The organism is Enterococcus diestrammenae, from assembly GCF_049384045.1.
Taxonomy (GTDB): Bacteria; Bacillota; Bacilli; order Lactobacillales; family Enterococcaceae; genus Enterococcus_C; species Enterococcus_C diestrammenae.
The window spans coordinates 25,022-37,907 of sequence record NZ_JBMRGR010000003.1 but is presented as its reverse complement, the minus strand read 5'-3'; the positions used below and the strand labels follow the sequence as shown (position 1 = coordinate 37,907).

The 12,886-nt window shown below is 49.0% G+C and carries 9 protein-coding genes; 8 read left to right on the top strand and 1 reads right to left on the bottom strand.

The annotated features are described in order from the left end of the window. The 6 genes from ACO03U_RS03155 (at nt 1) to ACO03U_RS03130 (ending at nt 9,014) form a co-directional block, all read left to right on the top strand. On the top strand, nt 1–1,296 hold the full coding sequence (locus ACO03U_RS03155; RefSeq protein ID WP_161869330.1) for a complex I 51 kDa subunit family protein: 1,296 nt from the start codon (nt 1–3) through the stop codon (nt 1,294–1,296). Further along, nucleotides 1,293–4,013: a formate dehydrogenase subunit alpha gene (fdhF, locus tag ACO03U_RS03150; protein ID WP_423104391.1), complete on the top strand. Its 2,721-nt coding sequence runs from the start codon at nt 1,293–1,295 to the stop codon at nt 4,011–4,013. The genes ACO03U_RS03155 and fdhF overlap by 4 nt, the downstream gene beginning before the upstream one ends. 30 nt (nt 4,014–4,043) lie before the next feature. Then, nucleotides 4,044–5,255, top strand: a complete 1,212-nt coding sequence (locus tag ACO03U_RS03145) for a molybdopterin molybdotransferase MoeA (RefSeq protein WP_204685610.1) — start codon at nt 4,044–4,046, stop codon at nt 5,253–5,255. A gap of 332 nt (nt 5,256–5,587) precedes the next feature. Continuing rightward, nucleotides 5,588–6,325: an alpha/beta fold hydrolase gene (locus ACO03U_RS03140; RefSeq protein WP_204685612.1), complete on the top strand. Its 738-nt coding sequence runs from the start codon at nt 5,588–5,590 to the stop codon at nt 6,323–6,325. Nucleotides 6,326–7,040: 715 nt separating this feature from the next. After that, nucleotides 7,041–8,429, top strand: coding sequence for an RsmB/NOP family class I SAM-dependent RNA methyltransferase (locus ACO03U_RS03135; RefSeq protein WP_204685616.1), 1,389 nt, complete (start codon nt 7,041–7,043; stop codon nt 8,427–8,429). A 249-nt stretch (nt 8,430–8,678) separates the two neighbouring features. Beyond that, complete coding sequence (locus tag ACO03U_RS03130; protein WP_161869335.1) at nt 8,679–9,014, top strand: hypothetical protein; 336 nt, start codon at nt 8,679–8,681, stop codon at nt 9,012–9,014. Nucleotides 9,015–9,092: 78 nt separating this feature from the next. Here ACO03U_RS03130 and ACO03U_RS03125 read toward each other — a convergent pair whose 3' ends face one another. Further along, on the bottom strand, nt 9,093–9,854 hold the full coding sequence (locus tag ACO03U_RS03125) for a formate/nitrite transporter family protein (protein WP_161869336.1): 762 nt from the start codon (nt 9,852–9,854) through the stop codon (nt 9,093–9,095). Between the two features lie 604 nt (nt 9,855–10,458). Here ACO03U_RS03125 and ACO03U_RS03120 point away from each other — a divergent pair. Together ACO03U_RS03120 and ACO03U_RS03115 are read left to right on the top strand one after the other, a co-directional pair. Beyond that, nucleotides 10,459–10,971: an NADH-quinone oxidoreductase subunit NuoE family protein gene (locus ACO03U_RS03120; RefSeq protein ID WP_204685618.1), complete on the top strand. Its 513-nt coding sequence runs from the start codon at nt 10,459–10,461 to the stop codon at nt 10,969–10,971. Between the two features lie 30 nt (nt 10,972–11,001). Further along, entirely contained in the window at nt 11,002–12,882 is a 1,881-nt protein-coding gene (locus tag ACO03U_RS03115; protein ID WP_204685621.1) for an NADH-ubiquinone oxidoreductase-F iron-sulfur binding region domain-containing protein, read from the top strand. Nucleotides 12,883–12,886: the final 4 nt, after the last annotated feature.

Here is a 12,886-nt window from a genome sequence, read left to right as displayed (position 1 = left end):
ATGGAAGAAAAAGTACTGACGGCCCGCTTTGGTCGCCTCAAGGATCCGACAGCAGTGGCGGAATATGTGCAACAAGCCGGGTATCAAGGCTTGCAAAAAGCGTTGCAGTTATCGGGAGAAGCGATTTTAGACGAATTGGATGAAGCGTTACTGCTAGGGCGTGGCGGGGCTTCTTATCCCTTAGGCAAAAAGTGGCGCCATCTCTACCACGCTGTGGGCAAAGAAAAGTACATCGTCTGTAATGCCGACGAAGGGGAACCAGGCACATACAAAGACAAGGCTTTATTGGAACAAGACCCGCTGGCGATTATCGAAGGCATGACTATTGCCGGTCGATTATTTGATGCCCGCCAAGGCTATATCTATATCCGGGGCGAATATCGCCAGGTGCATGAACGCTTTAGTCAAGCCTTGGAAAATGCGCGAAAGGCCCAGTTTTTGGGACAAAGCATCATGGGGATTCCCGGCTTTGATTTTGAAATCAAGATTATTTCAGGGGCGGGGGCGTATGTTTGTGGGGAAAACTCCGCTTTGTTGAATTCCATCGAAGGCAAGACGGGGCGTCCTCGGGTCAAACCGCCTCACTTGGCAGATGTCGGCTTGTACGGCCAACCCACTTTAGTGAACAATGTGGAATCCTTCGCTGGTATTCCGGTTATTTTGCGGGAAGGGGGCCGTTATTTCCGCCAGCTAGGGACAGCAGGCGGCGGGGGAACGAAGTTGGTCTGCTTAACCGGGCATGTGAAACACCGGGGCCTCTATGAAATTAAACTGGGGACGCCCCTTGAGGAACTGATCAATAGCGAGGCGTTTGGCGGTGGTAGCAGCACCGGGCGTCCGCTGAAGTTTGCTCATTTTGGCGGTCAATCGGGGATGATTGGTGATTTGAATGCTCTAGCAGCGTGCCGCTATTCTTATGAAGACTTGTGGGAGCATGGCGTTTCTGTAGGGTGTGGTGCCCTAGTGGTACTGGACGACAGCGTCAACTTGGTGGATTACTTGACGCAAGTGGCCGCCTTTTTTGCCCATGAATCCTGTGGCAAATGTACCCCTTGTCGGCTGGGCACCTTACGTCAGTTGGAATTGATGGAAAAAATCCAACAAGGAAAAGCTGATCGTCAGGATCTGGCAGTGTTGCAAGGGATGATTAGCCAGATCACCATGTTGTCGGCTTGCGGCCTCGGACAGTCAGCGGGAAATGCGATTGCCAGCGGTTTGGCTGCTTTCCCTCAAGATTTTCAAGAAAAAATCCAACCCACAGTCCAACAGCGGAAAGTCGAGGTAACTTGGTTATGATTGAAACAACAGAAAAAACGATGACCGTGACTTTGTCCATTGACGGTCAAGAAGTCACAGTGGCAAAAGGCCAGACGATTTTGGAAGCTGCCCAACAAGCCGGGATTACGATTCCCACCTTGTGCCATCTAAAAGAACTGTCCCCAGACGGCTCGTGTCGGATGTGTACCGTGGAAGTAGAAGGCGGACGCAAGGGGGGCTTGGTGACTGCATGTACCGCCCACGCCCAAGAGCAGATGGTCATTTATACCCAAAGTGAGAAAGTGCGCAACGCTCGCCGGTTTATTTTGGACTTATTACTCAGCAACCATCAGTTGGATTGCTTTACTTGTAGTGCTAACGGAGATTGTCGCTTGCAAGATTACTGTCTCGAATACGGGGTCGGGGCCACGAGTTTTACTGGTAAACGGCAATTGCCCAATCAAAAAGATACTAGCAATCCCTTTTTTGATTACGATCCGGAAAAATGTATCATGTGTCGGCGGTGCGCTCGAGTTTGTCAAATGCGGCAGGGCCGGGATGTCATCCGTACCGCCAATCGAGGCTTTGATACCAAGATGCTTCCTTGTGGCGGTGGCAATTGGAGCGAGTCTCTGTGTGAATCCTGTGGCAACTGTGTCTCGGTTTGTCCGACGGGGGCTTTGAGCACCAAAGGCCATCAAAGCTATCGCAAATGGCAGACGGAAAAAGTTTTGACCACCTGTCCTCACTGCGGCACTGGTTGTCAGTTTTACTTTATTGTCAAAGACGGCAAAATTGTCGATGTGGAGCCGGCAGAGGGACCAGCCAATCAAAATCTGCTGTGTGTCAAAGGGAAGTTTGCCTCCTATAAATTTGTCACCAGCGGCGAGCGCCTGAAACAACCCCTCATCAAACGCAATGGCCAGTTTGAAGAAGCCACATGGGAAGAAGCCCTCGATGCGGTGGTGGAAGGCTTTAGTCTCCTGAAAGAAGCCTATGGTGGCGATAGTTTGGCGGGCTTTTCTTGTTCTCGCTCCACCAATGAAGACAATTATGTGTTTCAAAAGATGGTACGCACCGCTTTTCAAACCAACAATGTCGACAACTGTGCCCGGGTCTGTCACTCGGCTTCCGTCCATGGGTTGGCGATGACTTTAGGTAGCGGCGCCATGACCAATCCGATTGCCGATATCACCGGAGATGTGGACGTCATCTTGTTGGTGGGATCCAATCCGACTGAAGCCCATCCGGTGATCGGAGCGCAAATTCGCCAAGCGGTGCAACGAGGCACCAAGCTGATCGTCGTCGATCCTCGGAAAATCGACTTGGCCCATCAAGCTACCTTGCATTTGCAAATCAAAGCCGGTACCAATGTGGCCTTTGCTAACGGCTTGATGCATGTCATCATTGAAGAAGGCTTGGCGGACATGGACTTTATCGCCCAACGTACGGAAGGTTTTGCGGCTTTGCGTCAAGTGGTCGCGGACTATCCTCCTGCCAAGGTCGCTGCAATCTGTGGCATTGCCGAAGCCGATTTAGTGGCGGCAGCTCGCTTATATGCCAAAGCGGACAAGGCGCCGATCATTTATTGTTTGGGGGTAACAGAACACTCCAGTGGGACAGAAGGCGTCATGAGTATGTCCAATATCGCTTTGTTGGTAGGCAAACTCGGACGTTCCGGCTGTGGGGTAAATCCACTAAGGGGTCAAAACAATGTCCAAGGGGCTTGTGATATGGGCTGTTCTCCCTTTGATTTTCCCGGCTATCAGAAGGTCGCTGATCCAGCTACGATTGAAAAATTCAGTCGCGCATGGCAAACTCGCCTCAATCCAGCAATCGGTTTGACCTCGACCCAAGTCTTACCAGCAGCCAGTCGTGGCGAAATCAAAGGGTTGTATATTTTCGGGGAAGATCCAGCAGTGACCGATCCTGATTTAAGCCATGTCCGCCATGCGTTGACGAGTTTGGAATTTCTGGTGGTGCAAGATTTATTTCTGACGGAAACGGCCAAATATGCCGATGTCGTCTTGCCGGGGATTAGCTTTGCCGAAAAAGACGGCACCTTCACCAATACCGAGCGCCGGATTCAGCGAGTGCGGCAAGCTGTGGCTCCGGTGGGTTCTGGCTGGGAGGACTTCCGCGTCTTCTGCCAAGTTGCTACGCGCATGGGGTATCCGATGGCTTACCAAGGACCCCAAGAAATTATGGAAGAGATTGCCAGCGTAGTACCGACGTTTGCCGGAGTCACTTATGAACGTCTGGAAAACATCGCAGGGCTCCAGTGGCCTTGTCGAAGTCTCAAAGATCCAGGTACGGCCATCATGCACATCGGCGAATTCGCCCGTGGCAAAGGCCTGTTTCAAGCCTTGCATTATCATGCGGCCAAAGAATTGCCTGACGCGGACTATCCTTATCTACTATCCACTGGCCGGATGCTTTATCAATACAACACGGGAGCCATGACCAAGAAAACAGCTGGCATCAATCAGCTGGCTCCGGATTCTTATATCGAGCTCAATCGTGAGGATGCCCAAATGATGGGAATCAGCGATGGCAGTCGGGTGCGGGTCTCTTCCCGGCGAGGGACGATCGAAACCCGAGCAGTCGTGGGAGACAAGGTCCTTCCGGGAGCGTCTTTCATGACCTTCCATTTTGAAGACGGCAATGCCAATGAACTGACCAATGCGGTTTTTGACGACATCGCCATCATTCCGGAATACAAAGTTTGTGCAGTGGCCATCGAACCATTGCCTTAACGAGACGAGATAAAGAGATGGGGAAACAAAATGATTGAATTAGAAGCGGCGGTCTTAGCTATCAAAGAACGGTTGGCCCCTCAAACAAAAGTCGAACGGCTGCCTTTAGCCGACTGTGAAGGGCGGATCACCGCTGAAACTGTGCGGGCTCCGAGGGCAGTTCCGGCTTTTCCCCGAGCTGCGATGGATGGCTATGGGGTCGCAGCTAGCAGTACCGTGGGCACCACTGCTGCTCAGCCGGTAGTTTTGCCGGTGGTAGGCTGCTTATTTGCCGGCGATGACCCATCAGCTTTGCAGATACCACCAGGCACAGCTGTCCGGGTGATGACGGGGGCGGCTTTACCTGTCGGGGTGGATAGTGTCGTGCCGCAGGAGTGGACTGACTACGGGCAGGCGCAGGTCAAGCTTTTTCGAGAAATTCCCAGAGGCAAACACTATATCGGGATTGGCGAAGACCTCCAAGCTCAAGAGGCGGTTCTGGCGGCTTCCCAATACATCACAAGTGAAAGCTTAGGGGTTTTAGCCAGTATCGGGGCAGCCACCGTCGCGGTCAAAAAAAAGCTGCGGGTAGCCATCATTGCCACCGGTAGCGAACTAAAAGCAGTGGGAACCCCTTTAGCCGCCACCGAAATCTACAATAGTTCAGCTTATGTTTTAGCCTCCTATATTCGCCGGTCTGGTGGAGAGGTGGTCTGGCAAAGCATCTGTGGGGATGACCCAAAACAATTTACCCAACAACTCCAACAAGTGGCACCCCAGGCCGATTTAATCCTCACCACAGGAGGGGTCTCCGTCGGGCAAAAAGATTTTTTGCCACAGACCTTTGCGGCGCTTGGAGCGGAAAGCTTGTTTCATTTTGTAGCCTTTAAACCTGGCACCCCCGTCATGGCAGCAGTCTGGGAAGGGATTCCCATACTGTGCTTGTCGGGAAACCCGTTGGCAACCCTCGTGGATTTTCATTTGTTTTATTGGTCGCTGTTGGCGCATTTTTATCAAGCACCGATCTTTGAGTTGAAAAAAGAACAGCAACTCTTACTGGCCGGGGAAGGGAAAAGAAGCAAGCTGCGGCGCTTTATCAGCGGCTACAGCGCCAACGGTCAAGTCACCTTGGTCCCCAAAAAGCCACCAGTTGCTCGTTTTCAACAAATACACCATAGCAATTGTTTGGTGGAGCAACCACCAGCTAGGCAGCTGACAGCAGGGTCGATGGTCACCGTGTATCGCTGGTTTCAAGGAAGATAAATAGTTAGGGGAGGCCTTCGCCACGATTTTATTCGCGGTGGCGGCTTTCTTGTAGATAAAGAGCTGATAAAATTTAGCTCCGGAGTAATCGGGTTGACGGTAGCTAGACCGGCAAATGTCAAGTACAAAGCAATTTGTCATTTTCCTTTGAGCTTCAAACTTAGAGTAAGTGGAATATCTTTCAAAATGTGTGGGTAGAAAGTATACTAGAACCATTAATGCAAGATTGTTGGATCAAAAATGAATGTAAACTAAGCCGTTTAAACTAAGCATCTAAACTAAATACGGTTTTGTAATCAAAAGGTTAAGGTAGTAAGGAAAAGGAGTCCCACATGAAATTGACTGTACGGAAGCGACAAGTAGGAGCGATTCCTTTACTTGAAGTAGTTAACCAAGAACACGTTCATAATCGGTTGCCATTAGTGGTGTACTACCATGGCTGGCAAACGCGAAAAGAATTGGTTTTGACCCAAGGACGGAAATTAGCGGCTAAGGGAATGCGGGTGATTTTGCCCGATGCGGACAATCACGGGGAACGCTTGCGACCCGTATCTCCCATTATTTCGCAAACTTTTTGGAGTAGCATTTATAGCAATCTTTTTGAGTTTGAGTATTTGCTGGATTATTTTCGTAAACTGAACTTGGTGACGGATAAAATCGGTGTCGGCGGGGTTTCCATGGGGGGCATGACTACCTGTGCCCTTTTGACCCAACACCCTGAAATCACCGCCGCAGCTTGTGTAATGGGGACGCCTAGTCCGGCGAAATATCGAGATTACATGTTGCGCCGGGGAGCCCAAGAAGGGATGAAGTTACCGAAAGATTTTGTTCACTTGCTTTCTTGGATAGAAGATTATGATTTGAGTCGGCATCCTGAAACATTGGAAAAGCGGCCTTTGTACTTTTGGCACGGTCGTCAAGATGAAAAGATTCCTTTTGAAGAAGTCGCGTCTTTTGTGGACAAACATCCGGAACAACAGCTGGCCTTTGCTAAAGAAGATGCCCGTCATTTGGTGCAAGTGTCTACTATGGAAGAAGTCGCAGCCTTTTTTGAGCAACAGTTGCTTTAGTTATTTGGCACTGACGGGATACCAAAAACCTCCCAAACTCTGATTTAAAAGAGTTTGGGAGGTTTTATTTATAGATAAAGAACTTACAAAAAATTTAGCTTCAAAAAGCTTGATGGTTCAGGAATTAAGTGACTTATCATGCCGTCATTATGATGCCCGCTAAATCTTACCGGTCCCACTATCACCCGAGGCATTCTCCGGAAGCAAGACCGGCCGGCTTTCTCATAGACTAAGGATTATCGAGAAGTTCAGCCTGTTTTCTCGATGGTACAAAAAAGGTGCAATTTAGCGACCTAGGAATTGGCTTGACGGTAGCTAGACCGGCAAAAGCCAAACGAAAAATCTGTTTATTTTTGGTCGGGTTCTTCAATAAAAGCTACCAATTTACAACCTAGCCAATCCCGTATATACTAAAACACGTTGAAAGAGGGCCCCACTATTCAGCTGGATGAAACAGCCGGATTTCATTGCTGGCAGTGTATCAGCTAAAAGTAAATACCCGTCGCAACTAGCAGCAAGGCACAGGCCTGGAGTTGGTTTCGTCTTATTTTGCGTGGCAATTAGCCAGTGTAGGACTGATTGGCGGAAAGCTGGTCTTTTCCTTGCTGACTAAGGCGTTCTCGGGAAGTGAATCGCCCTTTTTTCTTTTTCTTTTATCTTAGACCAATTATCAAAGATTCGGGACCTAATGGTGGTGCCGGAAATGGAGGCAAAAATGGAGTTACCGAAGCCATTTATCGAAAAATATAGCAAATTACTAGGTGACGAGGCGCCGGCTTTTTTGGCGGCGATTGCCACGGGGACACCCCAAAAAGCTTTTCGAGTCAATTCTCTGAAACCTGCTTATCGGCAAATGCTGACCCAGTTTGGCCCAGAAGAACTGATCCCGGCTCCTTTTGGGGAAGAAAGTTATCTGGGGACGGTGGGAGGCCATAGTTTATTGCATCAGGCGGGCTATGTCTACAGCCAAGAGCCTAGTGCCATGATTGTCGCGGCGATTGCCCAAGCCCAACCGGGAGAAAAAGTCTTGGATCTCTGTGCTGCGCCGGGGGGCAAATCCACTCAGCTGGCGGCTCAGATGCAAAACCAAGGCCTACTGGTAGCAAATGAAATCTTCAGCAAACGAGCCAAGATTCTTTCAGAAAATCTCGAACGCTGGGGGGCTACCAACTGTCTGGTCACCAACCATGCGCCGGCGGAATTGGTCCCTAAATTTAGCGGCTTTTTTGACCGTATCGTAGTGGACGCTCCTTGCTCAGGTGAAGGGATGTTCCGCAAAGATCCGGTGGCAGTGGCGGAGTGGCAGGCGGATACTCCAGCCAAGTGTGCGGCGCGGCAAAAAGAAATCTTGACGGCGGCAGTTTCGATGTTGGCACCAGAAGGAGAGCTGATTTATTCCACTTGCACCTTTGCGCCAGAAGAAAATGAAGCCATCATCAGTTGGCTAGTCACAAACTTTCCTTTGACCATTATACCCCTTGCCATCGAAGGCACGGCGAATGGCCGGCCGGAGTGGGGAAGCGTCCCAGGTTTGGAAGGTACCGTCAGATTGTGGCCCCAACAAGGACAAGGAGAAGGGCATTTTGCCGCTAAGTTGCGCTTCCATGGGGTAAACCCCACGCCCAAAGTAGCCACCAAAACCAAAAAAGCCAAGCATAAAAAAGCCGAGAAAACCCCGCTATCCAAAGAGCTAGAACCGCTCTGGCAAGCCTTTACTAAAGAGTTTCCGCTACCCAACCAGACTGGCCGTCCCGAACGGTTTGGGGACTACATCTGGTGGGTGCCAGAAAGTGCCCCTGACTTGCGGGGAATCCGAGTTTTGCGCAGCGGGGTGCAAATGGCCCAGGTGAAGAAGAACCGTCTAGAACCGGCTTTCAACCTAGCCATGACGGCACCAGCAGTGGCTGCGAGTCAGCGCCTAGCCATCACCTTGGCGGACTGGCAAAAATATGTCGCCGGTGCCACTTTCACCGCTAGTGGCAACGCAGGTTGGGTGTTGTTGACGGTGGCGGATATTCCAGTGGGCTTTGGCAAACAAGTCCAAGGAGTCGTGAAAAACTTTTATCCCAAAGGCCTGCGTTTTGTTGTGGACCCTCTCAAGTAATCATTGCGGCCAATATCTTGGGACGGTCACGAAAATGTGGGAAATAGCTGATTTTTCCAGCAGGATAAGCCGATTGTTATCCTAAAAAAAGCCCCTGTGCTATCATGAAAGAGTAGGGAGTAGCCAGATAAACTACTCCAAAAATCGCGTAACGAAACTTCCCTAGCCGTTGCTTTTTGCATAGCTTGTGATACGGATTCTCGAATAGAGGAGGAAGCGTCGTTACCACTAAATCAGGAGGTTTTTTTCATGAAAACATCGACAAAAGTTGCTATCGGTCTGAGTGTGGCAGCCGTTGCCGGCATCGTCTCGGCAGCAATCGTATCCGACACTATGGTAGATGTGATTCGCCACAAGAAAAATCGCCACCAAGTAAAAAAATTCGTAGACGACAAGTTTGACGGCAACGAAAAAATGTTAAACGTCGTGGATGATCTGTCCGATGACGATTTGGATTCATTGATGAACGTGATGGGCAAGATTAAAGACAGCCGCAAGCAAATCTCCGTTTACGGTGAAAATGTCAAAGAAGCCACCGATAGCTTGAAAGGCAAGCTAGAAGGGTTGCTTGACCACGTCTTGTAAAAAACAATCAAAACAGACAACAAAAACGGTCCGATTCTCCGCCAAAGCTGGAGAATCGGACCGTTTTTCTTATTTTGCTTAATGGTGTTTGTAACTGGCATGATAGAAACCAGAAACAAAAATCGAACCGCCGATGATGTTGCCAAGATAGACGAAGACGAAATTTTTCAAGAAGTCCATCCAAGTGGCGTGGCCTTCAAAAATCGCACCGGGGATGACAAAACAGTTGGCCACACTATGCTGAAAACCGATGGCAACGAAGATCATGACAGGAAACCAGATGCCCAAAATCTTGCCGGCGCCATCTTTGGCACCGTAGCACAACCATAAGGCCAGACCGACAAACCAGTTACAACCAATCCCGGAAATCACGGCTTGGACCCAGCTGGCTTCGATTTTATGATGAGCCAAACTCACCAACATCTCCAAGTAAACCCCGCTGTGAGTCAAACCCACGACATAACCAAAGAAATACGCCACAAACAAAGCTCCCACGATATTGGCGAGGGTGATGGTGACCCAGTTGATGAAAAGTTCCTTGAAACTGACTTTCTTGTCAAAAAAGGCGATCCCCACGGCCATCATGTTACCGGTGATTAGCTCACCGCCGGCTAGTAAGATCACGATTAGGCCAATCGGGAAGACGCTGGCCCCTACCAAAGCTTGCACACTGGCCAAATCAGCCGGAATCGAAGCAGCCACTCGAATGTATGCCAGATAGCCTAAAGAGATCATGGCACCACCGATAAAGCCTAAAATCAGCTTGGCGGTTAGGGGTTTTTGGATTTTTTTGATACCATTGTCGATGGAAATATCGACAATTTCTGCAGGTGAAAACATAAAAGAGCTCCTTTCGCTAAGTCAGGTGGAAACTCACTCATTGATCCCAAGCAGGGGGTACTGACGGCTAGTCGTATGTAAAAATAAGTCGTATCAAAGCACTCTTCTCGCTAAGGTAACAGGCGATTTCCTTACCTATTTAATAAGTCCGTGTACTACTTTACGGGATTTTAAGAAAAATGCAATATCTTTTTGATGGTTTCATGAAAATGTTCACTTGCTCGGGGGAAAGGTCCAAAGTGGCAACTGTTTTTTAGCAAACAAAGCAGCTGAAAAAAGCCCGACTTTCTCAGGCGAAAAATCACCCAACAGGAGCAGACCAAAATACTCGGGACTATTTTTGACGAATCATCTTGGCGCAGCAAGGGTCCCACGAAGCTGCTAAATCTCGCTCAAGTGTTCACAAGACGTCGTAAAACATTAGGATTTTTGACGTTTTTTCTCCTTTTGCTGCCCACGATTGAAAACGATTATCACCGATAATCCTCCTCATTTTCCGAGATAGTTCACATTTTCACGGAAAAATTTGATAAAATGATAATTGTAAGCGCTATAATTATTGTATTTTAACTATTTATTTCATTTGGGGAGGGAATATTTCATTATGAGTGGACAAACGGTTGCCTTTGAATTCGTCGAAACGAGTAGTCAGTACGACGAACTAAACGAGGTCTTACAAAAACTGAAATGTCAGGCAGGGGGGCAAATGCCGGCATTACAGGAAGCCCAACGGATTTATGGCTATCTGCCGATTGAAGTGTTGCAACGCATTTCCAAAGAATTGGCGGTACCGTTGGAAAAGTTATATAGTACCGCGACCTTTTATTCTCAGTTTACCTTTGTACCGCGGGGCAAATACACGATTAGTGTGTGTATGGGGACGGCCTGCTATGTCAAAGGGGCGGGGAATATTTTAGATTCCTATGAGACGACGCTTGGAATCAAGGCTGGGGAAACCACTGGGGATCGGCTGTTTACCTTGGAATCCTGCCGCTGTATCGGAGCGTGTGGTTTGGCGCCAGTCTTGACGGTAAACGAAGAAGTTTACGGTCGGCTTACCACTAAAAAAGGGGATAAGGTGCTGGCGACATATATCAAAGAAAGCAAGGCTGAATAGCCAAATAATCTAGAAAACGAGGATTGCATTATGAAAACTTGGCAAGAACTAAATGAGTTAAAAAAACAATATCGCCAAAAAGTCGCGATCCGTCTGGATGAAGGCGGCGAGACAGCTCTTGGTACGAAAAAACGGGAAATCATGGTCTGTGCCGGGACCGGCTGTCTATCTTCTAAAAGCCGGGACTTTATTGATAATCTACACCTGGAGTTGGCCGCTCATGGCTTGGCTGATGAAGTGGAAGTGGTGGCGACGGGGTGTTTTGGGCTATGTGCCCAAGGGCCAATCGTGATCGTCCATCCAGAAGGGACGTTTTACCATCAAGTGGGCCCTAAAGATGCCAAAAAGATCGTGGAAAAACACTTAATCGGTGGTGAGCCCATCGAAAAACTACTCTACCATGACCATGAAACCAAAGAAGTCATCAGTAAATTGATGGATACACCTTTTTATCACAAACAAGAACGGGTGGCGCTGCGAAATTGTGGCCGGATTGACCCGGAAAAAATCGAGGAATATATCGCCTTTGATGGCTATCAAGCGTTAGCAAAAGTGGTTCACGAGTATTCACCAGATGACGTGTTGGATCAGCTGAAAATCTCTGGTCTGCGGGGGCGGGGAGGAGCTGGTTTCCCGACTTATATGAAGTGGACCTTCGCCAAAAATAGCCCGGGGGATCAAAAATATGTGGTCTGTAACGCTGATGAAGGGGACCCCGGCGCCTTTATGGATCGCTCGGTGTTAGAAGGCGATCCCCACGCGGTGATTGAAGCGATGGCGATTGCCGGGTACACGATTGGGGCCAATCAAGGCTATGTCTACGTGCGGGCGGAATATCCGACGGCGGTCAATCGGTTGAAAATTGCCATCCAACAAGCGCGGGAAAATGGTTTATTGGGGGACAATATTTTTGGTAGTAACTTCTCCTTCCAATTGGATATCCGGTTGGGATCGGGGGCTTTTGTCTGCGGGGAAGAAACCGCCTTGTTGGAAAGTATCGAAGGTCGGCGGGGAGAACCGCGGCCACGTCCACCGTTTCCAGCAGTGAAGGGGTTATTTGGCAAACCAACCACGGTAAACAACGTGGAGACGTTAGCCAATATCCCGCAAATCTTCGTCAAAGGCCCGGCGTGGTTTGCGGCCATGGGAACCGAAAAGTCGAAGGGGACCAAAGTGTTTGCTTTGGGGGGCAAGATTCAAAATACCGGTTTGGTGGAGATTCCGATGGGGACCACTTTGCGAGAAATCGTCGAAGATATCGGCGGTGGGATTCCTGACGGTAAAGCCTTTAAAGCCGCCCAAACAGGGGGACCTTCAGGGGGCTGTATTCCCGAAGAACACTATGATGTACCGATTGACTATGATAATTTGATGGAAATCGGTTCGATGATGGGTTCTGGTGGCTTGATTGTCATGGACGAAGACAACTGTATGGTGGATATCGCCAAGTTCTTCCTAGAGTTTACCGTGGAAGAAAGTTGTGGGAAATGTGCGCCATGTCGGATTGGGACCAAGCGCCTATTGGAAATTTTGGATAAAATTACCCTCGGAAAAGCAACGATGGCGGATTTGGATAAGATGGAAGAACTTTGCCATCATATTAAAGAAAACTCCCTGTGTGGACTCGGTCAAACGGCGCCAAACCCGGTGTTATCCACTTATCATTACTTTAAAGAAGAATACTTGGCCCACGTGCAAGAGCGTCGTTGCCCAGCTGGAGTCTGTAAAAACTTGATCCAGTACAGCATCGATCCGGAAAAATGTACCGGTTGCTCTGCCTGTGCCCGGGTTTGTCCGGTGTCAGCGATTAGTGGAGAAGTCAAAAAAGTTTATGAAATTGATCAAGAAACGTGTATCAAGTGTGGTTTATGTAAAGATACTTGTCGCTTTGACGCCATCTATGTGCATTAGGAGG

Excerpts from the sequence above, each read along its gene's own strand:
- ACO03U_RS03155 (WP_161869330.1), top strand. The coding sequence starts at position 1 with ATGGAAGAAAAAGTACTGACGGCCCGCTTTGGTCGCCTCAAGGATCCG.
- fdhF (WP_423104391.1), top strand. The coding sequence starts at position 1,293 with ATGATTGAAACAACAGAAAAAACGATGACCGTGACTTTGTCCATTGAC.
- ACO03U_RS03145 (WP_204685610.1), top strand. The coding sequence starts at position 4,044 with ATGATTGAATTAGAAGCGGCGGTCTTAGCTATCAAAGAACGGTTGGCC.
- ACO03U_RS03140 (WP_204685612.1), top strand. The coding sequence starts at position 5,588 with ATGAAATTGACTGTACGGAAGCGACAAGTAGGAGCGATTCCTTTACTT.
- ACO03U_RS03135 (WP_204685616.1), top strand. The coding sequence starts at position 7,041 with ATGGAGTTACCGAAGCCATTTATCGAAAAATATAGCAAATTACTAGGT.
- ACO03U_RS03130 (WP_161869335.1), top strand. The coding sequence starts at position 8,679 with ATGAAAACATCGACAAAAGTTGCTATCGGTCTGAGTGTGGCAGCCGTT.
- ACO03U_RS03125 (WP_161869336.1), bottom strand. The coding sequence starts at position 9,854 with ATGTTTTCACCTGCAGAAATTGTCGATATTTCCATCGACAATGGTATC.
- ACO03U_RS03120 (WP_204685618.1), top strand. The coding sequence starts at position 10,459 with ATGAGTGGACAAACGGTTGCCTTTGAATTCGTCGAAACGAGTAGTCAG.
- ACO03U_RS03115 (WP_204685621.1), top strand. The coding sequence starts at position 11,002 with ATGAAAACTTGGCAAGAACTAAATGAGTTAAAAAAACAATATCGCCAA.